The organism is Paenibacillus sp. MCAF9, from assembly GCF_052114265.1.
GTDB lineage: Bacteria > Bacillota > Bacilli > Paenibacillales > Paenibacillaceae > Pristimantibacillus.
Genome location: NZ_JBFREL010000011.1, coordinates 1 through 21,573 on the forward strand (window position 1 = coordinate 1; position 21,573 = coordinate 21,573).

17 protein-coding genes are annotated in these 21,573 nt (G+C 41.8%); 14 read left to right on the plus strand and 3 right to left on the minus strand.

What is annotated here, in order from left to right; genetic code table 11:
• Positions 1–666 precede the first annotated feature (666 nt).
• From murQ to AB4Z45_RS18285, 10 genes are all read left to right on the plus strand, one after another.
• Positions 667–1,572, plus strand: a complete 906-nt coding sequence (murQ, locus tag AB4Z45_RS18240; protein WP_441910650.1) for an N-acetylmuramic acid 6-phosphate etherase — start codon at positions 667–669, stop codon at positions 1,570–1,572.
• A 59-nt stretch (positions 1,573–1,631) separates the two neighbouring features.
• Positions 1,632–3,086 carry an ABC transporter substrate-binding protein gene (locus AB4Z45_RS18245; protein ID WP_441910652.1) on the plus strand — a complete coding sequence of 485 codons (1,455 nt, stop codon included), beginning with the start codon at positions 1,632–1,634 and terminating at the stop codon, positions 3,084–3,086.
• A 105-nt stretch (positions 3,087–3,191) separates the two neighbouring features.
• Positions 3,192–4,094, plus strand: a complete 903-nt coding sequence (locus AB4Z45_RS18250; RefSeq protein WP_441877306.1) for a carbohydrate ABC transporter permease — start codon at positions 3,192–3,194, stop codon at positions 4,092–4,094.
• Positions 4,095–4,111: 17 nt separating this feature from the next.
• Positions 4,112–4,972 carry a carbohydrate ABC transporter permease gene (locus tag AB4Z45_RS18255; RefSeq protein WP_441910654.1) on the plus strand — a complete coding sequence of 287 codons (861 nt, stop codon included), beginning with the start codon at positions 4,112–4,114 and terminating at the stop codon, positions 4,970–4,972.
• Complete coding sequence (locus tag AB4Z45_RS18260; protein ID WP_441910656.1) at positions 4,972–6,192, plus strand: anhydro-N-acetylmuramic acid kinase; 1,221 nt, start codon at positions 4,972–4,974, stop codon at positions 6,190–6,192. Before AB4Z45_RS18255 ends, AB4Z45_RS18260 begins: the two co-directional genes overlap by 1 nt.
• A 2-nt stretch (positions 6,193–6,194) precedes the next feature.
• Positions 6,195–7,163: a GNAT family N-acetyltransferase gene (locus AB4Z45_RS18265; protein WP_441910657.1), complete on the plus strand. Its 969-nt coding sequence runs from the start codon at positions 6,195–6,197 to the stop codon at positions 7,161–7,163.
• A 2-nt stretch (positions 7,164–7,165) separates the two neighbouring features.
• Positions 7,166–7,870: a PIG-L deacetylase family protein gene (locus AB4Z45_RS18270; protein WP_441910659.1), complete on the plus strand. Its 705-nt coding sequence runs from the start codon at positions 7,166–7,168 to the stop codon at positions 7,868–7,870.
• Positions 7,871–7,895: 25 nt separating this feature from the next.
• The gene (locus AB4Z45_RS18275; RefSeq protein ID WP_441910661.1) at positions 7,896–9,038 is read left to right on the plus strand and encodes an exo-beta-N-acetylmuramidase NamZ family protein; all 1,143 of its coding nucleotides are present in this window, start codon (positions 7,896–7,898) and stop codon (positions 9,036–9,038) included.
• Between the two features lie 17 nt (positions 9,039–9,055).
• Positions 9,056–10,618, plus strand: a complete 1,563-nt coding sequence (locus AB4Z45_RS18280; RefSeq protein ID WP_441910663.1) for a glycoside hydrolase family 3 protein — start codon at positions 9,056–9,058, stop codon at positions 10,616–10,618.
• A gap of 12 nt (positions 10,619–10,630) precedes the next feature.
• Positions 10,631–11,548 carry an N-acetylglucosamine kinase gene (locus tag AB4Z45_RS18285; protein WP_441910665.1) on the plus strand — a complete coding sequence of 306 codons (918 nt, stop codon included), beginning with the start codon at positions 10,631–10,633 and terminating at the stop codon, positions 11,546–11,548.
• Positions 11,549–11,657: 109 nt separating this feature from the next.
• On the opposite strand, the gene AB4Z45_RS18290 is transcribed toward AB4Z45_RS18285, so the two are convergent.
• The gene (locus AB4Z45_RS18290) at positions 11,658–12,866 is read right to left on the minus strand and encodes a GNAT family N-acetyltransferase (protein WP_441910667.1); all 1,209 of its coding nucleotides are present in this window, start codon (positions 12,864–12,866) and stop codon (positions 11,658–11,660) included.
• Positions 12,867–13,166: 300 nt separating this feature from the next.
• Positions 13,167–14,150, minus strand: coding sequence for a tRNA dihydrouridine synthase (locus AB4Z45_RS18295; RefSeq protein WP_441910668.1), 984 nt, complete (start codon positions 14,148–14,150; stop codon positions 13,167–13,169).
• A 454-nt stretch (positions 14,151–14,604) separates the two neighbouring features.
• Between AB4Z45_RS18295 and AB4Z45_RS18300 the strand changes: the two genes are divergently transcribed.
• The gene (locus AB4Z45_RS18300) at positions 14,605–15,798 is read left to right on the plus strand and encodes a winged helix-turn-helix domain-containing protein (protein ID WP_441910670.1); all 1,194 of its coding nucleotides are present in this window, start codon (positions 14,605–14,607) and stop codon (positions 15,796–15,798) included.
• Positions 15,799–16,656: 858 nt separating this feature from the next.
• On the opposite strand, the gene AB4Z45_RS18305 is transcribed toward AB4Z45_RS18300, so the two are convergent.
• Positions 16,657–17,175, minus strand: a complete 519-nt coding sequence (locus AB4Z45_RS18305) for a hypothetical protein (protein ID WP_441910672.1) — start codon at positions 17,173–17,175, stop codon at positions 16,657–16,659.
• Between the two features lie 235 nt (positions 17,176–17,410).
• Between AB4Z45_RS18305 and AB4Z45_RS18310 the strand changes: the two genes are divergently transcribed.
• From AB4Z45_RS18310 to AB4Z45_RS18320, 3 genes are all read left to right on the plus strand, one after another.
• Positions 17,411–18,406: a glycoside hydrolase family 53 protein gene (locus AB4Z45_RS18310; protein ID WP_441910829.1), complete on the plus strand. Its 996-nt coding sequence runs from the start codon at positions 17,411–17,413 to the stop codon at positions 18,404–18,406.
• Positions 18,407–18,733: 327 nt separating this feature from the next.
• Positions 18,734–19,819 (plus strand): ribosome small subunit-dependent GTPase A, encoded by a 1,086-nt coding sequence (gene rsgA, locus AB4Z45_RS18315; RefSeq protein WP_441910673.1) that lies wholly within the window; start codon positions 18,734–18,736, stop codon positions 19,817–19,819.
• A 264-nt stretch (positions 19,820–20,083) separates the two neighbouring features.
• Entirely contained in the window at positions 20,084–21,538 is a 1,455-nt protein-coding gene (locus AB4Z45_RS18320; protein ID WP_076269795.1) for a DHA2 family efflux MFS transporter permease subunit, read from the plus strand.
• Positions 21,539–21,573: the final 35 nt, after the last annotated feature.

Consider the following 21,573-nt stretch of genomic DNA (forward strand, 5'->3'; position numbering starts at 1 on the left):
ATATTGAATGTACATAGAAACCTTCCTTTCGAAGATGGTTGGGTGGTACCTCCATTTTACCAAAGGTTGGTTTCTTTGTTTTTTACAGATTTCAAAACTTTGAAGAGGGTGCCTCTAAAGCCTATGGCTTTTGGGACACCCTCTTTCTTTGTGTATTTCATGCATTTATTTTTATACCTAACATAATACTCACTCAGTATATGTTAGATTAGCTACGTAACAAATGCGTTTAATCCAACCATATAATGAATAGCTTAATTCGACAATTAAGAGCTTCGCACGTTATCTTAATGTAGAAAATGAATAAAAATTGTAGGCAAAACGTCTACTGGTTGATTAGAGACTGTGTAATTTCATGCTTCATTTGAATTGGAAATAAGCGCATATGACAGCGATTTCTTTTTTTAGGAATGCTGTAACGATAGTACTGTAAGCGTTTAATGAAAATTAAAAAAGTACCTTGTAAGCGGTTTGTAAATGTGATATAACAGTGTGTATAGATATTGAAATAAAAAAACAGAATATTATTTCTTTATGAAATATTATTTCAAAATCTATTGACGGATTGAGAACAGTGTATTAATATAAAAAAATAATTCATGTTAATTAACCTCACTTATCTAGTAATTTATATGTGAAATATTGTTAACAAGACGGAGGATGACTATGAATGACTACCTTGCGGGTTTAACAACAGAGGCTGTGAATCCAGACACATTAATGATTGATGAATGTACGACGGAGCAAATGGTCCAGTTAATGAATCAACAAGATGCTCTGGTCTCAGTAGCTATAGCTGAGGAAATTCCGCAGATTGCAAAGGCGGTAGATGTTCTACATCATAGGTTGTCTAATGGTGGAAGAATGTTTTATATAGGAGCTGGCACATCAGGAAGATTAGGTGTTTTGGATGCTTCAGAATGTCCTCCTACCTTTGGTACAGATCCTTCCTTGGTACAGGGCTATATCGCTGGTGGCGATATTGCTTTGCGTAGTGCGGTTGAAGGCTGTGAAGACGATGTTGATGAAGGGACCGCAATAATCGAAAGCATCGGTGTAACAAACAAAGATGTGCTAATTGGGATTTCGGCAAGCGGAAGTGCAAACTATGTTATTGCAGCTTTAACGAAAGCAAAGGAGCTTGGAGCAGCCACTATCGGTGTTTGTAACAACAAAGGCTCAAAGTTTGAACCCATTGTAGATGTTTGTATTTCACCTGTTGTAGGGCCGGAGGTCATTAGCGGCTCGACTCGATTAAAGGCGGGAACTGCTCAAAAGCTGGTGCTTAATATGCTGACAACATGCACAATGGTCAAGTTAGGAAAAACGTATAACAACTTAATGGTTGATCTAAAGGCAAGTAATTTTAAGCTGGTAGATCGCTCAGTCCGTATTATTATGAATACGACGGGTGTAGACACATCAACCGCCGCAGAAACACTTGAAAGAGCATCTATGAATTGTAAGCTGGCAATAATGATGATTAAAACGGGGTTGGATGCAAAGGAAGCAGAACAAGCACTTAACGCAAATGGAGGACGGTTGAAACAAGCGATCTCATCATTGGCTTAGGTGGAAAAGAAATGGAGTAACGGGATTGATGCTTTTAAAAATTGAGGAGGCTGTTATCGATGAAAAAAAGATCATTTGTATTAACTCTATTTTTGTCAGTAATCATGATGTTATCACTATTAACCGCTTGTGCAGGAAACGGGAAAAACGCTCCAGACGCTACAAATTCCGGAAACAAAGGCAGCAGCAACAGTGGTTCTGAGCTAAAAAAAGATACGATTACTGCATTATTACCTCCAGTATCGGCTAACTACCAAGCGCGTTTTACTGACATGGAAAAAGAATTTAATGAATTGTATCCACACCTAACTTTGAAAATCGAGCCAGCGAGCTGGGAAGATATGACACAAAAGCTTGATACCCAAGTAAATGCGGGTTCTCCTCCAGATATCGCTTGGGTTGGTTCTACAGGAATCTCCAAATATGCAGCACTAAACGTTCTAATTGACCTTAATGCTGCGCTTTCAGATGAAGTTAAAGCGGATTATGATGAAGTTGCAATGAAATACTTCCAATTGGGCGATTCTCAATATGGTTTGCCAGCTTACTTGGCCATTCATTCTATCGGTGGCAACAAACAGTTCTTAGAGAAAGCGGGTATCGACTGGAAAAATGTTCAACAAAACGGTTGGACATATGACCAATTCCGCGATGCAATTAGTAAAGGCGTTGTTAAAAACGCTAAAGGCGAAACCACTCAGTATGGTTTCGTTTTCGCAACATCTGGTGTTACATCTAAGGATTATCTTAGTATTATGGCTAAATCTGCCGGTTTGCCAGACTACTTTGATCAAAACCTTAAGTTCTCCTACACAAGCAAAAACTTCTTAGGTTTGCTTGAAGCTATCCGTCAAATGATCGATGATGGCTCAATGCCTAAAGAGCTAAGCTCTATCGATGCAGGCAAGCGCTGGAATATGTTCTTAACTGGTCAAACCATGATCACTGGTAAAGGCCTAGCGAGCTTTGAAAACTCTGCTCGTCTAAACAATGAAAAAATTAAAGCGAATGATGGTTCTGCAGTAGCGGATTCAATCGAAGCTGAATACATTGCGCTTCCTACACCTACATTTAACGGCGCTGATTACATTCCTACAGCTGTTGTTGATGGTTACATTGCGCTTCGCGGCAAAAAGGATCCTTCTGAAGAGCATGTTAAAAATATTGGTTTAGCCATTAATTTCCTATCTTCGGGAACCATTGCAGCTAACTACAGTAATGAGCTGTTCTTATCACCAATTACAAAATCTGCACGCAATGCTGCAGTGCTTGAACAATATCCTCGCAATGAAGAGAACGTTAAAGCAGACCAAATCATGATGTCCAAAGCGGTTCCGGCGCGTACAGATATCCCAACTGATCTAGCCGCAGAAGCACTTAAAATTGAAACGGAAGTCATCGTTCCTAAGCTGCAAGCATTACTTGCAAATGAGATCAGTCCACAAAAAATGTATGATGCAGTTAAAGCAGCAGCAATTAAAGCCTTCGGTGAAGATGGTATTGTAGTTGACTAGTCTGTCATAACCTAGCATGTGAAAGCTGTACGTAGCTACAACGTACAGCTTTCCTTCTAAATTAGACTAGAGCTTTTACTTTTTTAAGAAGAGAGGTGCGACCCAATGAATCAAACGTTGACTAAAAGAAAAAAATTGAAACTCGAAAGTGACTTAGGTTGGGGATACGCGTTTATCGCAGTAGCACTTATTGCGTTTTCTTTATTTACCGCATATCCAGTAATCAATGCTTTTATGATCAGCTTACAAGAATATCGTCCATTAGGGTCCACATATGTCGGCCTGGAAAACTTCGTTAACTCATTTTCAGATGAACTTTTCTGGAAAGCATTGAAAAACACATTAGTATATACGTTATTAACGGTTCCATTTAATATTTTTCTATCCTTCTTAATTGCAATTTTGATTATACCTTTCAAGAAAAGAACACAAACAATCTTTAAAGCAGTATATTACTTGCCAGCTGTAGCATCAGGTGTAGCGCTTGCTGTTGTATGGCTGTGGATCTTCGATCCGTTAAAATCAGGTATTGCCAATCAGGTTGTGTCGTTTTTTGGGATTACTAATCAAAACTGGCTTGGTTCCAGTGCAACTGCCATGTTTTCACTTGTATTAATGTCATGGCTATCAAGTCATGGTACAGCGATTATTATTTATTTAGCTGCATTGCTCGGTATTGATAACAGCTATTATGAAGCAGCTGATATTGATGGCGCGACTTTCTTGCAAAAGCTTTGGTTTATCGTCGTTCCTTTTCTTAAGCCAACCACGCTATTCCTACTTGTTACAGGTGTCATTGGTTCCTTCCAAGTATTCCAAAACGCTTATCTTATGACAGGCGGTGGACCAGACCATGCAACAACAATGGTAGGTTTGTTGATTTTTAACAATGCGTTCACATATTTTGAGTTTGGTGAGGCAGCAGCGCAATCATTACTTCTAGCAGCGATTATCGCAATTATTTCATACCTTCAATTTAAGTTTTTGGGCAAAGAAATAGAATACTAGGATAGGGGCAGGATACTATGGGTTTGTTCAACAATAACATCAGAAGCAAAGGGTATCTGTTCGTCCGTAATGGTCTAATTATTACGTTCCTTATCCTATTTGCCGCAGCTACCATTTTCCCGATTTACTTTATGATTATTTCCTCGTTCGGTGATCCGGTAGAAGCTGGCGCAATGAGCTATTCGATCATCCCGTCGAAGATTTCATTTGAATCATATAAATTCTTCTTTAACTTCAGCCCGCATTCATGGGATTGGCTAATGAACTCTTTTATTGTGGCAGCTTGTATCACGGTATCTAACGTGTTTTTTGCTACACTTGCAGGATATTCTTTTGCGAAAATGAGATTTAAAGGAAGAAACATTTTGTTCGCTATTTTGCTAGGATCGATGATGATTCCTGGTCAAGTCACACAGGTTCCACTATATATATTAATCGTAAATATTTTTGAATTACAAAATACGTATACAGCTTTGATTATGCCAAGCATCGTAACGGTGTATAACATTTTCTTGGTTAAGCAGTTCATGTCTTCCATTCCAGTTGAAATTATTGAAGCTGCAAAAATCGAAGGTTGTTCTCAACCTAAAATCTTCTGGCATATTATTATGCCTCTATCAAAAACAGTTATGGCAGTACTGGCAATCCTAACGTTCATGGCAGCATGGAATGATTTCTTCTGGCCATTCCTAGTAACGAATACGATGGATATGCAAACGATTCAGGTCGGCTTGAAAAACTTCCGCTTTGCGAATACAACTTACTTTGCTCCAATGATGGCAGGTGCAACAATTTCAGCAGTTCCAATGTTTATTTTGTTCTTCAGTTTACAAAAATACTTCCTTGAAGGAGTAACAGTTGGAGCGGTGAAGGGCTGATGGACAAACAATCAAAAGTTGAAGCAACATACTTAGTTGGCTTGATGTCTGGTACATCAGTAGATGGTATTGATGCAGCGGTAATTAAGCTTTCTCCAATGCCGGATAAAGAGCAAGGAGTAGAGATTGAGCTGCTGGCTTTTGAGAACACAGCTTTTCCGAAGCAAGTTAGAAATGCAATATTTAAGCTTTTTGATCGGGCTAACGCTACGATTGATAAAGTTGGCGCAATGAATATGTGGCTTGGTGAATTATACGCCCAAGCCACATTGTCCGTTATAGGGAAATGCGGGCTAGAGCCATCACAAATATTTGCCGTTGGATCACATGGTCAAACGATCTATCATGCTCCGGAAGAAAATGTTATGGACGGCTATAACCTGCATTGTACAGTTCAAATTGGCGATGGTGCAGTAATTGCGAATCGCACAGCAATTCCTTGCGTATCAGACTTTCGAGTCGCTGACATGTCAATGGGCGGACAAGGAGCGCCGTTAGTACCATTTACTGAATATTTATTGTTTAACAATCCAGAGAAAACACTTCTTCTGCAAAACATTGGAGGAATAGGGAATGTGACTGTTCTTCCTGCAAATGCCTCGCCGGAACAGGTATTTGCATTTGATACTGGCCCTGGAAATATGATTATCGATGGGCTTGTATCGCAATTATTTGCGCCAATGACGATGGATGTTGGCGGTGGAATTGCTGCGAGCGGTCATGTGATTGATGAGCTTTTGAAATGGATGCAGCAAGATGAATATTATAGGATGCCTTTACCGAAATCGACAGGCAGAGAACGATTTGGTCAACCATACGTTGCACAAATTATTGAATCGATGGAGGCTAATAACTGGAAAGCTGAAGATGTTATTGCAACAGCTACACACTTAACAGCATGGAGCATCGTCGATAGCTATGAACGGTATATTGCGCCACAGCATCAAGCCCAGCAATTGTTAATTGGTGGCGGTGGCAGCTATAACCTGACGTTAGTGCGTGATTTGCAGCAATTATTTGCACCATATAAGGTGCAGGTGCTGACGCAGGAGGATATCGGTGGCAATAGTGATGCTAAGGAAGCCATTGCATTTGCTGTGCTGGCGTATTATACGATGAAGCGCTTGCCAAACAATATTCCACTAGTAACTGGAGCTTCTCAGCCAGTAGTCATGGGCAAAATTTCTTGGCCTTATCTTGGACGTTCACAGGAGGTTTGAAGATGCAAATCAGACCCTTTTCAATTGAAGATCTTTCTGAAGTTGTGGAGCTTTGGAATCGAGAGGCTACAAAATATGATTACAAATCATTTACAGAGCGAGAGTTTCAAAATAAATTCATTGATCATCATTATTTCGATGCAGAGTGTATATGGGTAGGCTGCAATGAAAAAGGTATTGTTGGTTTTGCAGCCGGTTGCAGCGGTGACGACCTCCCGCTTGGAGATGTAGCCGGCTATATTACGAGTGTTATTATTGATGCCGAAGACGCTGCTCTAGAGTATTACGATGCTTTTCTTTTAGGTATAGAAAAAAGATTCCAAGTGCTTGGAAAAAGACAGGCGGAAGTATTGTTTTTCAACCCTATTAAGCTGATATGGAATATTCCAAGTGCGCGGCAGCATGAGCACAACAATGCCCCAGGCATCAGTAAGGACCAGCCATTATACGACGCTTTAATCGCTAGAGGGTACGTGGATCGGGCGACGCAATGCGGCATGTACTTAAGACTCGGAAACTTTAGTGTTCCTGAAGATATGACAAGCAAAGAAGTTAAAGCAAATAGTAAAAGCTATTATGTTACTCCTTATGCCCCTGCTTTGCATAATGGTCTTGATGCAACGCTTGCTGCCTTGCAAAATCCGCAGTGGGAAAAAGATGTTGTATCGTATGTGAAGGATGGCGCACCTCTTATAGCAGCTGTGCATGGCAACGAGGTTGTTGGCTTTGCAGGTCCTATTATTTCAGAACCGAATGGTCGAGCATTTTTTTGCGGTATCGGTGTTCACCCAGAGCATGAGGGTCATGGTCTCGGCAGTGTATTATTTTTCCGAATGGTAGAGGCTTTTCAACATGTGGGCTGTCAATATATTTCATTATTCACTGGAAGCAATAATCCGGCTCTTCGAATCTATCAAAAAGCAGGATTTAGTATTGAAAAACAATTTTCTATACTGCGGAGGGAACTATAAAGATGAGTGAAAAATTAACAGTATTGGCCATTGGAGCACATGTTGGCGATGTGGAACTAGCATCCGGTGGTGTACTAGCTAGTCATAGTGTAAAGGGAGACCGCATTGTGACACTAGCATTAACTGCAGGTGAAAGAGGTGTGCCAGCAGGAGGGGATATGAAGGAGTACCGTCAGCAAAAAGTGAAAGAGGCGGAAGTATTTGCTGATATGCTTGGCGGTGAAGCTATTGTATTTGATTATTGTGACGGAGAGCTGCCTGACAATCAACAAGTTCGTATGGAGGTTTGTGATGTTATTCGCCGTGTAAAGCCAAATATTATTATTACACATTGGAAAAACAGTATGCATAAGGATCATGCGCTAACGCATCATATCGTAAATGATGCTCGTTTCTTCGCAAGCCTGTCATCCTTTGAACGAGATCTTCCTGCTCACTTTGCAGCAAGACTATATTATTCCGAAAACTGGGAAGATGCTGTTGATTATGTCCCTTACCTATACGTGGATTTCGATCAGGCGGCATATGATCTATGGATTGATGCTTTAAGCAAACATTGGTTTGTGACGAATAGCAAATCATTCAAATATATGGATTACTATAAAGCATTAGCAGTTGTTCGCGGCTGTGAAGCAAGAAAAACATATGCAGAAGCCTTTATGGTGCCTGCTGAAACGATGAAGGTTAGACAATCTAGTCTTTGGTAACAGTTCAGTAAGGAGGCAACTTTATATGGTGTTAAATGGGATTGATTCGATTATGAATTATCGTCAATGGTTTGAAGGCAAGCGCGTAGGATTAATTACAGCACCGACAGGGCTTACAAAAAAATTTGAATCAACAATTTCCATTTTGCATGAAAATTTTAATCTTACTGCGATGTTTTCACCTGAGCATGGTGTTCGCGGAGATTTGGATGCAGGGGCATTAGTAGAGACGTATATGGATCCTTTGACGAATGTTCCGGTCTATAGTTTATACCGTAAAGACTCCAAGCGTTTAACAAAGGAAATGCTGGATGAAGTAGATATCGTTGTGTACGATATTCAAGATGTTGGTGTACGGTATTACACATATATATATACGATGCTGTATGCACTTGAAGATTGTGCTAAGGCAGGCGTAGAATTTGTTGTTCTTGATCGTGTTAATCCGCTTAATGGGGTAAACGTGGAAGGGAATATATTAAAGCCTAGCTTCAAATCATTTGTTGGAAATTACGAGCTCGCTGTTCGATATGGCCTAACAGCAGGTGAAGTGGCAATGATGGCAAATGATCAAATGAATTGGAAAGCTTCGCTTCATGTCGTTCGTTTGGAAGGCTGGGAACGGAGCATGTCCTTCCCAAATACAAAATTAACTTGGGTTCATCCTTCACTTGGGATACCTCGATATGAAACAGCGTTATTATATACAGGTACATGCTTATTTGAAGGTACAAACTGCTCCGAAGGACGCGGTACAACGTTCCCATTTGAAATGATTGGCGCTCCCTTCATTCAAGCGGAGCAATTGGCAGATGAGATGAACGCCAAACGAATGCCAGGTGTACATTTCCGACCTGTTCATTTCAAGCCGGCCTCATCTAAGCATGTTGGCGAACGATGTGGCGGAGTACAAATATATATTACAGACATCCAAGTGATGAAGCCGTTGGATGTTGGCGTAACCTTATTATTTGCGATAAGAGATTTGTATGAGCAATTTTCGTTCCTGCCTCCTGTGAAGGAGGGCTCACGCCCATTTATCGATTTGCTGGGCGGGGACAGCATGTATCGTACGGAAAATATTCGAGCAAAGCAGCTGCTTGAACAGTTCGCAGAGGAAAGCAAGCAATTTGCAGAAATGAAGCAGCAATATCATTTATATCGTTAGTGGATGGTGAGCAATTGATGAAAACAATAAAACAAATGAGCTTGCGTGAAAAGATCGGGCAAATGTTCGTCACAGGCTTCCCGTCAACTGAGATATCTCCTGAGCTGAAGGAAGTAATCGAGCAGTATAAAGTCGGCAATATTATTTTATTTTCACATAATATCGAAGATAAATATCAATTAGGCGGGCTTGTAGCTGAGTTGCAGCAATGGTTCACGACACATACAGGTTTCCCAGGCTTTATTACGATTGACCAAGAAGGCGGTCGTGTGACTCGAATGCCCAAGGACGCGACAAATGTTGCTGGGGCAATGGCAATTGCTTCGTCAGGCCGACCTGAAAATGCATATGCAGCAGGCAGAATGACTGCCAGAGAATTGAAAGCATTAGGTATTAATTTCAATCTTGCGCCAGTGATGGACATTAACAATAATGCCTTGAACCCCGTTATCAACGTTCGTTCTTATGGAGATTCAGCCGAGAAGGTATCACAATATGGGATTGAGATGATGAAGGGATTGCAGGGTGGAGGCGTAATGTCCTCGCTTAAGCATTTTCCAGGTCATGGTGATACAAATGTCGATTCGCATATTGGCTTGCCTACGATTGAAAAAACGGTAGAGGAATTAGAGCAGCTTGAACTGCTGCCGTTTAAGGCTGCAATTGAGCAAGGTGCTCAAGCTATTATGAGCGCACATATTTTATTTCCGCAAATCGATAAGTCCGGACTGCCGGGAACGATGTCTTATACGATTATTACAGAGCTATTAAAAGAAAAATTAGGTTTTAAAGGTTTAGTTGTATCGGATTGTTTGGAAATGGATGCGATTAAACGTTATTATGGTACTGCAAAAGGAGCGTTAGGGGCCGTTAAAGCAGGTATTGATTTGGTATTTATTAGTCATACGCCTAAAACGGTTAAAGCAGCGATTCATTTAATAGAAGAAGCTGTAGCAATCGGTGATTTGGATGAAGCGGTTATTGATGCAGCTGTTACAAAAATTTTAGCTTATAAAGCCCAATATGCAGTTATTGAGGAGCTGGATTACGAAATAGTTGGCTGCGATGTACATCGCCGTGCGAATGATCTGATACGAACGGAAACGATCTGCCGCATTAACGGTGAGATTGATCCCATTCGAACAGGTGATGAGCAAGTATTATTTATGGGCTCCTATTCCTATCGCACCGATCTTGCATCCAGCAGTGTCAATCAAGATCTGAGCTTCCCGCAATATATGGGTGAGCATTTTCATGCAGCGTATGAGATTATCAGCATTGATCCGAGCGAGGAGCAAATCAATGCTGCGCTGCAAAAGGCTGAAGGCTGCAAGCATGTTGTAATCGGCTTGTTCAATGCGCGTGAAAACAAAGGCCAACTTGCGCTTGTACAGAAGCTGTTGGCAGCAGATTGCAAAGTAACGGCCATTACATTAGGCCGACCATATGATTTAACATTAATCGATGGTGAGTTTTGCGGAATTGCAGCATTTGAGTATTCATTAAATGCATTTAAATCACTTATTCCAATCCTAAATGGTGAGCTTACACCAACTGCCAACATTACGATTCAGCTTTAGGGGGATATGAGTATGGCATATATCGTTGGAATTGATGGAGGCGGCACCAAGACAGCTGTCACAATTATCCATGACCAGGAAGATGCTTTATTAACCTTTACTGTAGGGCCAATTAATTATAACGGCGGGGATTCTGATGCGATTGCCGCCGCCTTTGAGGAAATTTTTAATCGAACGAGGCTCTACTGCAGCAATTTAGAGGAAGTTACTCATATCTGTATAGGAGCAGCAGGCGTAAGCAATCCGTCAGTCGTTCATTTTTTGGAGAAGCATGTGAGAGATAATGGTTACATAGGGCCGTTAACGATTACAGGTGATCAAGAAACCGCATTATACGGAGCACAAAATGCGATGCAAGGCATTATTCTCATTGCCGGTACAGGGTCGATTTGCTTCGGTGTGAATGAAAAGGGAGAGCAGCATCGAACAGGAGGCTTTGGCCATCTCATTGATGACGAGGGAAGCGGCTATTGCATTGGACGTAATCTCTTGTCCATCTTAGTTCAAGCAGAGGACGGAAGAATGAAGGATACGATCATTCCAGCGCTAGTATACGAGCAGCTTGGGCTAAGCACTGTGAAAGAAATTATTGGCTTTGTTTATCATAAAAATACAACAAAAAAAGATATTGCGAAGCTCGCACCGATTATGACGACAGCATGCGAAAGAGGGGATGCGCAGGCGCTTGAGCTAGCGGAGCAATGTGCAGCCAGTCTATTTGAGCTTGTGGTGCCTGTTATTGAGCGACTAGAGTTATATGAAAGTTCGATTGCCGTTGCAGGAAGTGTGCTGCAAAAATCTCGTTTTGTAAAAGATGCGTTGGAACGAAAGCTTGCACGAGCCTACCCGCAAACAAAGCTGATCCTGCCGATTAGGGATGCAGCCTATGGTGCTGTTTTGTTAGGAAGATCAAAAATGAAAAACGATTAGTAGTTAGCGTTATGCGAAAATAGGGTGTGTCATAAGTCCGAGCAGTTCTGGACTTGCGACACACCCTTTTTTATAAGCTATTAAGCAACATCAATTGAAGGAAAATGAATTAAAATTTGTCGGTCAAATAAAACACGGCCTGCTGTTTCGGAAATAGGGCTTGCAAAATGGCTGCCTGTTCAGCACTATCCTTTGCTCTGCCTGCCGCATTATAGCCGAACATCAAATATGTTATGAGATTGCGTTCATCCGCTTCTACCTCGACATAGGACTCAGCATGACTAACATTGGAAACGGAAAGCCGCTTCTGCTTGTAATCAAGGTATATATGATCCTCTCCGCATTGAAGCGCTATGTACAGTTCTTGATCTGCCATCAAGCTATTAACGTTAAGACGATGTTCCAATTCAGGCTGAAGCTTTTCGAATGTAGAATGTAGATTGATCATTTTCCACATCGCCTGATTAATTGGAATGGATTGCGCTTGATGTTGTTGATAAAAGGAATATAGCTTATGATCCTCTGGCAGCATCGCTAATATTTGCTTTGCACTTGGGCGCAGCTGACATAAGGCATGAAATAAATGTTCAACACCGTCCACTGCCTCGTTCAAATACATGAATTCATTAATAAATACTTGTTCAGTATCCTTCTTTTCAATCATGCCATAAGCTACAATTTTTTTATTTCTGCGGAGCAGCAGACAGTCTGCTTTTTTCCATTCCGGCCAGTTTATTAAATCATTCCAGTATGCTTCATTACGAACTACGGTATAGGTGCGATTCTGATTGAACTGTTCGTATATGAAACGGATATCATCAAGATAACGAGGCTCAAACGGAACGATGTCATAGCTGCTTTGCTGCTCAAAGCTTGCTTGCTTTTCAATAGCGTAAGCAGTCTCGGGAATAAGTTCCCAGCCAACCTTTTCATAAAACGCATGCTTACTAGCCAGAAGTAAACTTATATCATAATTGGTTTCTTTCATGTAGTCTGTTTGTGCATGAAGAATTTTGTGCGTAAGGCCCATTCCGCGATAATTTGGAGCTGTACCGACGCTGCCCATTGCACCAGTTTTCAAGATCGCTTGACCGACTCTAATAGAAAGAGGGAAAATTTGCACATTAGCAGCAATCTCACCGTCGACCATTGCGAACCATGTTGTCTCTGGATCATAAGTGCTATCGAGGTCCAGTCTTTCTTGGAAAAAAACTCGGCCTACTGAAAAGCATTCATCTAAAATATCGTAAATCTTTTCAAGCTGTTCTCTCGTTGGCTGGTTCGTTACGATGATGTTTTTGTCAGGTGCCGTCGTCATCTTTCATTTCCTCCTGCTTCGCAATGTTAGGATAAATTTAAATAGACTGAAAAAATGGACTAATGATATTAGAAATTATTATCTTAATAAAAATATTAATATCTATAATAAATTTCGTCAATAAAGGAGCGTGAACACCGTATGACAACGCTTCATGCGGTAATCTGGCTGAGAAGTCTCTGTGGCCACATCGTATAAAAATGAGAGACCTTTCAAGAGTTCATTGAACTTTTGGGAGGTCTCTCATTATTTTTATAAAATTGGCTTTCAAAGCAAGTCTTTTTTATCATATCCAGGTGGTTACGCTTCAATTAATACTTGCTCTAAAAAAGGTTTTACTAAACGACGTACTTCATCGGTTGACGTCGTATCCATCAATTGAGTTCTTAGTTCGCTTGCGCCTCTAAATCCACGAACATAGATTTTGAAAAAGCGAAGAAGTGGTTTAAATGGACGTGGTTCGTTTTCTTTTGAATATTTATCGTGAAGATCTAGCTGTAAAAGCAGTAAGTTGAGAAAATCCTTCGCGTAATGTTCTTTAGGTTCTTTTTCAAAAGCAAACGGATTGGTAAAGATGCCGCGGCCAATCATGACACCATCAACGCCGTATTGTTCCACTAATTTGAGTCCCGTTGCACGGTCAGGAATATCTCCATTAATGGTTAACAACGTATTTGGTGCAATTTCATCGCGTAATTTTTTTATTTCAGGAATGAGCTCCCAGTGCGCCTCTACTTTACTCATCTCTTTTTTTGTACGAAGGTGAATGGAAAGATTCGCAATATCTTGTTTCAATATATGCCCTAACCAATCGCGCCACTCGTCAATTTCAAAGTACCCCAATCTTGTTTTAACACTAACCGGCAATCCACCTGCTTTTGCTGCTTGAATAATTTCGGCTGCAAGTTCAGGATGTTGTATTAGTCCAGAACCCTTTCCATTGGATGCGACGTTTTGGACGGGGCATCCCATGTTTAAATCGATACCACGAAAACCTAGTTTTTTCATATCAATACTCATCTGTTCAAAAAATGCAGGTTTATTGCCCCAAATATGAGCGACGATTGGTTGCTCATCTTCTGTGAACGTTAACCGGCCACGAGTACTGGCTCTTCCTGCAGGGCTGCAATAACTATCTGTACTTGTGAATTCTGTGAAAAATACGTCGGGTTTTGCAGCTGTACTAACGACGTGACGAAATACAACATCTGTGACATCTTCCATTGGCGCTAATATAAAAAACGGCTTTGGTAAATCAAGCCAAAAGTTGTGTTCGTTACTCATAATATCTCCTCTTGTTGCAATATATAAAAATCGATAAAAGCCGTAGTAAAGTCTTTTACCCAACATACATAATATCATTTTTTTTCGTTTGATGCACAGAATCGATTGTATGAGCGACAGACATATATTTGGTAACGGTCACCTATCACACATCAAAATTCTGAAATAATAAATGAGATGTAACAGATTCGCTCAATTACATTGCTTTAATGATTGCTTACACGTAGGACACGGGCAGCAGTTCATTATCTCTTGTTTTTATGCTCAAGACAATGATAAGATATTATGGGAACGTATGTTTGTTTTTGTTGGTGTTCTAACAGATCGGGGGAACAGGCGTGGTTGAAATTGTTGAAAAAGAGCAATTTTCGGTGATTGGAAAATTAGGAAAACTCGCCATCCATCATCAGGTGCAAGCAGCTTCCGTCTGTTTCGATAAGGAGCTGATGCGTACATGATTCAATTGACGAACCGCCAGGCACGGCAGTTTCTGTTATTGAAGCACGGGCTGTTGGGCGAATATCAATTTGCTGGAAAGCAGGGAGTATTGGATTTTGTGCGGCAGGTCGGTTGTATTCAATACGATCCCATCGATGTTTGCGGAAAAAACGCCGAACTGGTGTTGCAGTCGCGTATCAGAGGATTTACCAAGAGCATGCTCGACGAGTTGCTGTATAAAGATAGATTCCTTGTAGATTATCCCGACAAAAATTTGGCTATTATCCCTGTCGAGAACTGGCCGTACTTTGAGCGGTACAGGCAGGCTGCAAGGCAGCATGCTAAGCGCTATCCCGAAATGGAAGCGTTGGTAGAACAAGTTCTGGCTCACATCCAAAATCACGGTGTGCTAAGTTCGAATGATCTAAAATTGGAAGGAAATTTCACTTGGCAATCGGTCATCCACTGGAGCAGCGGAAACAATTCATCCCGGTCGGTTCTAGAGCAGATGTACTCGACAGGCGATTTGATTATCCATCACAAAAAAGGAACGCGTAAATATTACGATATCGCCGGTAAGTACATACAGCCAAATCTGCTGAATGCGCCGGAGCCGTTGAAGGGCGAGCTTGAGCATCATAAGTGGCGGGTACTGCGTCGAATCGGAGCTGTTGGCCTTTTATGGAATCGCGCATCCGATGCCTGGCTGAACATATGGGGATTGAAAGCGGAGCAGCGTAACGAGGTTTTTCGCCAGCTGTTGCACGAAGCTCGCATTGTTGCGGTTGCCGTGGAACAAATGAAGGATACACTGTACTGCTGTGCGGAGGATTTACCGCTTATTGCAGCCGTCCTGCAAAATCCGACGCCGAAATTGCGCTGCGAGCTGATTGCCCCACTAGATAATTTCATATGGGACAGAAAACTGATCAAAGAATTATTTGGGTTCGATTACACTTGGGAGATTTATACGCCTGCAATCAAACGGAAATTCGGCTATTATGTGCTGCCTCTATTATACGGAGAAAGCTTCATCGGACGAGCCGAGGTAATCGCGGAGCGAAAAGCCGGGACGCTTGTTGTTAAAAATATATGGTACGAGGACGGCATAAAGCCAACAAAGCAATTGCGAACAGCCTTAAATAATTGTTTCCAAAATTTCGCATTATTCAACGGATGCAAGACAATTTCGACAGAGTCTTTGAACTGATATTTTCAGTTGCCTGGTACCATTTGCCGACGAGTTTCCGCGTAATACGAAGTTGAGAAGATTGTGGTGTCAGAGGATAGCACAATTAAGTTATTTTATCGTTTTGCAGGTACGTCAGAAATTCTCGAACGGCTCGCTTGATGGTCATTCATGTAAAGTTATGCCGACCGCTTGGCGGTTTTATATCTGGGAAATTGTGCAACGCTCAGCAGTCCTTACATGTTGAGTATGTGGCTTGGTTGGAACTGGAAATGTAGATCTACAATATAGTCTATTGAAGAGAGGGAGGTTAGACTCCCCTCGCCCCTATGTGAGAAGCACGCCAATCAAGGGACATCCTAGATTCATATGTTCCCTCATGCGGGCATGTAGAAGTTGTTTGTATGCCTTCACACACGCGCCTTGCATGGAACGAAAATTTAGAAAAATTTGCTTTCCTCAGAGTTCTCAGACACGCCCTAGTAGAAAGATAGAAAACTTAGGATATGACCTATAATACACAGAGAACTCACCTTATATCATGAACTCAGTTTGTGACGATGTGACTATTACAAATAAAGTAAAAATGGAGCTGTCCCAAAAGTAGATTTATCTACGATTGGAGCAGCTCCTATTTTTTGATGTTGCTTAGACAGAAAGATGTCCTCCCCATATCAAACCTATAGCTTACGAACCCAGCAGGTCTTATTTGTACCATTTATAATGAATTAAGATTGTAACGAACCCCAGAATCGTTAATTCGAGCAAAGTAGCTCATGACACCCTGTAAATCATGATATAACGTTAATCAGATTCGTTAAAATGAAAACAAATCAGTTTTCAACATAATAAGCACTATACAGTTCGTCAGATAAATGATCATGGAAGGTTATGCGCACTAATGATTTTTGAAAGTATAGTTAAACGTAATTTTTCAAAATCAATATTTTGAAAATTGGACATTACGATACTTACTGAATAGTCCCTGCCAAAAATTTGGTCTGTAATTTCCCAAAATGAACGGCTTCCTCGCTCGCTAGCCCAGATTCCAAGTTTATTGACTCCACTTTCGGAAAAGCACTCTACTCTGTATATATCGTTCATTAGGATAACTTTGCGACCGAATAACCATTTGTATTCGAGAGATTCATTGGTGATTTTTAAATAAGGTTTGTTAAATAAAGCCATAGCTAGCCATATGTATCCGAAAAAAATGGCGAACGCTAGAAACAAAATGTTTACTATGGTTTTTTCTTGACCATCTCCGGGTATCATGATGAAGCTAATAAACAAGACAATTATAAAGCTATATAGAATGTGGAGCGACCACTTCAGTTTAGACTCTTGGTGCAGAGGTAAGGAATATAGGCCGTTTTTCTTAAATAATGAATCCTCCACATTACTTTCCTCCCGCTTCCGTTATTAAGATTAGTCTAATCATTTTTGTAATTGACTTCAATAACATAATGAATGTTGCAATTGTATCCTGTTTGCCAAAGCTTGGCAGCCTCTATAATAAGAACACAACGTTTGAAAGCGCATACATTAAATTTCGATGCTTCAACATTCAGGTGAAGGAGGAGAATGTATGAAACGAATGTTTTACAGTTTGACGCTTGTTGCGGCATTGTTAATGACTATTTTTGGAGTGAATGGTTCTGTGCCGCAGGTCAGCGCAGCACCTGCATTTGCGAAAGGTGCGGACATTAGCTGGGTAGCCGGCATGGAGGCGCAAGGGTATACGTGGAAGGATAAAAACGGCGTAACTAGGGACATTATTCAAATTTTGAAGCAGGATTACCAAATCAACTCCGTACGTATTCGAGTATTCGTCAATCCTTCTTCGAACTATGGCAACGGGTATATGAATAAGGATCGTGCTGCAACCCTGGCGAAGCGGGCGAAGGATGCCGGGATGAGCGTCATGCTTACATTGCACTACAGCGATTCGTGGGCGGATCCCGGAAAACAGAATAAGCCAGCTGCTTGGGCAAGCTATTCGTTCCAGCAGCTGATGGATGCTGTTTGGAATCATACGCGTGAGGTGATGACTGCTATGCAAAGCAAGGGAGTCACACCTGATTGGGTGCAAATCGGCAACGAAACAAACGATGGCATGCTCTGGAATGACGGCAAAGCATCCTTAAACATGCAAAACTACGCTTGGCTTATTAATACAGGCAACAATGCGGTCAAGTCTATTAGTACAGCTACAAAAACGATTGTCCACTTATCCAACGGCTATGACAACAGTTTATTTGTTTGGAATATCGGCGGACTGATCGCGAACGGAGCGACCTTTGATATTATCGGGATGTCTCTGTATCCTACCAGTGCAGACTGGTCGTCTAAGGTTACGCAAACGGTCAGCAACTCGAACAATATGATATCGCGTTATGGCAAGCCGGTTATGATTACCGAAATTGGTATGGATTATAATCAGCCTGCTGCTGCCAAAAGCTTCGTCGCTGATATAAAGACAAAAATACGCAATATTGCAGGCGGAAAAGGGCTTGGCGTGTTTTATTGGGAGCCGGAAGCGACCCCTGGTTATAACGGAGGTTATAATAAGGGCGCTTGGCAGGCGGACGGCAAACCGACGATTGCGCTTGACGGTTTCTTGAATTAATGAGTACGACCTATCCTAGTTCATTAGAGCTGGCGATAGGTCTTTTTTCTATAGCTATAATCTTCGAGAAATAACTTTATGTTTTCGTTATTTCGCAATGTTTCGTATTCATGCTACAATAATGGAGAAATTTAGTTGCAAGCTAGCTAAGCTGGCTTGAGGGGAGAGATGAAAATGGAGAAATTAACTATTATTGAAGGTGCGGCAGTCGGGGTCACAGGAATCCTCCTTTCAAGCGAACAATAATTTCGTTTCCCAGATGAGGATTCAACTGTGACTGGTTTTGGCGTTAGCCATATGAATAACCAATTACAGGGGGAATCCGCAGTGAATCAACAAACAACGAATACGGTATTACAAACATTAGGTTGGAATGAGTATTTTTCTAATCATTTTGCCGCTTATGCCAAACAAGGGTATAGTGCTGGGCGAATTATATTGGAGCATAAAAACATGTACCGTCTATTGAGTGAGCATGGCGAGCTCATGGGCGAGGTAACGGGTAAGCTGCGTTTTGAAGCAACAGGCCGAGAGGATTTTCCAGCAGTCGGTGACTGGGTAGTTATAAAACCGAGGCTGGAGGAACAGAAAGCTTCGATTCATGCGCTGCTGCCACGCAAGAGCAAATTTTCCCGTAAAGTGGCTGGAGACACGGTAGAAGAACAGATTGTAGCCGCTAATGTTGATACTGTTTTTTTAGTGAATGCCTTAAATAATGACTTTAATATACGCAGGATGGAACGTTATTTGATCCTCGCATGGGAAAGCGGCGCTGCGCCGGTCATCGTGCTGAGCAAAGCAGATTTATGCGACGATTTGGATGCGCGCATCGCAGAGGTAGAGTCCATTGCGATTGCTGTCCCTATTCACGTAGTCAGTGCTTCGCAGGGAGAAGGGTTAGATCAGCTCGAACCTTATTTGGGTGTAGGCAACACGATTGCGTTGATAGGTTCTTCGGGTGTAGGCAAGTCTACACTGATTAACAAATTGAGCGGTGTAGATCTGCAACGAGTCAATGATGTGCGTGGTGGGGATGATCGCGGTCGTCATACGACGACGCATCGCGAGCTTGTTCAATTATCGAGTGGAGCACTGATGATTGATACACCTGGTATGAGGGAGCTTCAGCTATGGGAGGCCGATGAGGGGTTCCGTGGTGCATTTGATGACGTAGATTCAATTGCAAATACTTGCAGGTTTAATGACTGCAAGCATGAGCAAGAGCCCGGCTGTTCTGTCCGAAAGGCAATAGCTGATGGATCTTTGGAGCAAGCTCGTTTTGAAAGCTATCTCAAACTCCAACGTGAGCTGGCGTATCTAGCACGCAAGGAAGATGCGCGATTGGCAGCCTCTGAAAAAGCAAAATGGAAAAAGATTAGCACAGATATGAAACAAAGAAAAGTAAAAAGATAAGTCATGCGACAGAGCCTTTGAAAAATTAGGGCTCTTTTTTTTATGACTTCAGCATAGATGCTAACTTGAGGGATTAAGCTGTAAAGTTGTGAAATATTCAACGGAATTCATGAAGCAAAGAAGTTGAATGTTCATTTCGTTAGTGTCATAATTTAGGTTATTGACAATGAGGACAAATGTTCGGTATATTTTGTAAGTAATGCGGACAATTGTCCGAAAAGAGAAGAGAAAATTGGAGGAGGAGTATTCTTGAACGGCCCTACTATGGAGGTTAACTCCAACCTGGATTTGAGCAAAATCAAGAAAGGACCGATCGTTGCCGCACTCATTATTGGCGCATTTGTATCGATTCTGAATGAAACCTTGCTGAACATTGCTTTCCCAGAGCTCATGAGATATTTCAGCATCACGGAAACGACTGTACAATGGCTGGCTACAGCCTATATGCTTGTAGTCGGTATTCTTGTCCCTATAACAGCACTTTTGCAACAATGGTTTAGCACACGTCAAATGTTTCTTGGGGCAATGATTTTATTCCTTGCGGGTACGGTAATATGTGCGACAGCACCAATATTTGAGTTTCTGCTTGTCGGACGTGTTGTTCAAGCTTTGGGAACAGGATTAATGATACCTGTATTGATGAATACGATTCTTATCATTTTCCCTCCAGAGAAGAGGGGCGGCGCAATGGGATTGATCGGTTTGGTCATGATGTCCGCTCCGGCTATTGGGCCTACTTTATCTGGTCTTATCGTTGACTCGCTTAACTGGAGATGGCTCTTCTATCTGGTCATTCCTTTGGCGGTCGTTTCTATCGTCTATGCAGCGATTTATTTGAAAAATGTAAGCGAATTGACGAAACCAAAGGTCGACATTATTTCTATCCTGCTCTCCTCCATCGGTTTTGGGGGCATCGTCTATGGCTTTAGCAGCGCAGGAGAAGGCTCGTGGTCAGATCCTAAAGTTGTCTGGTGCCTGATTGTAGGCGGAATCAGCTTGATTTCATTTGTATGGCGTCAACTTGCGGTGAAGGAACCGATGCTCGATATGCGTGTTTTCCGTTACCCCATGTTTTCGCTCGTTACAGTGCTAATGCTTGTACTTATGATGGCTATGTTCTCTACAATGATCATGCTTCCGCTATTTTTGCAAAATGTTATGATGCTTACTGCACTTAGCGCTGGTCTTGTTATGATGCCCGGCAGTATCTTGAATGGTATTATGGCACCGGTCTCCGGTATTTTGTTTGACAAATTTGGACCAAGGGTGCTCGTTATACCTGGTCTTATCTTGATGAGTGTATCCATCTGGCTGTTTTCTGGAATTGATGCAGCATGGACGAGCGGATATGTTGTATTCCTGCATATCTTGATGATGATTGGTATCTCACTAGTGATGATGCCTGCGCAGACGACAGGGCTTAATCAGCTGCCGCGCAGATTGTACGCGCATGGTACGGCGGTTATGAGCACGCTGCAGCAAGTGGCAGGTGCGGTTGGTGTGGCATTGTTCGTCAGCATAATGTCGTCAGGCATGAGAGATTATATGTCTACATCCCCGGATCCGACCAACCCTGCTGAAGGAATACCTGCAATGGTAGCTGGTCTTCACAGTGCGTTTATCGTCGGCGGAATTCTCTCAGTCCTCGCAATTCTCATTGGTCTCTTCATTCGCAAAACGAAGGCGCCTCAAGAGGATGAGCTGAAGCAGTCTGCTTAATCAGATTTGTTCGAGTCACTTGGATTAAATACATC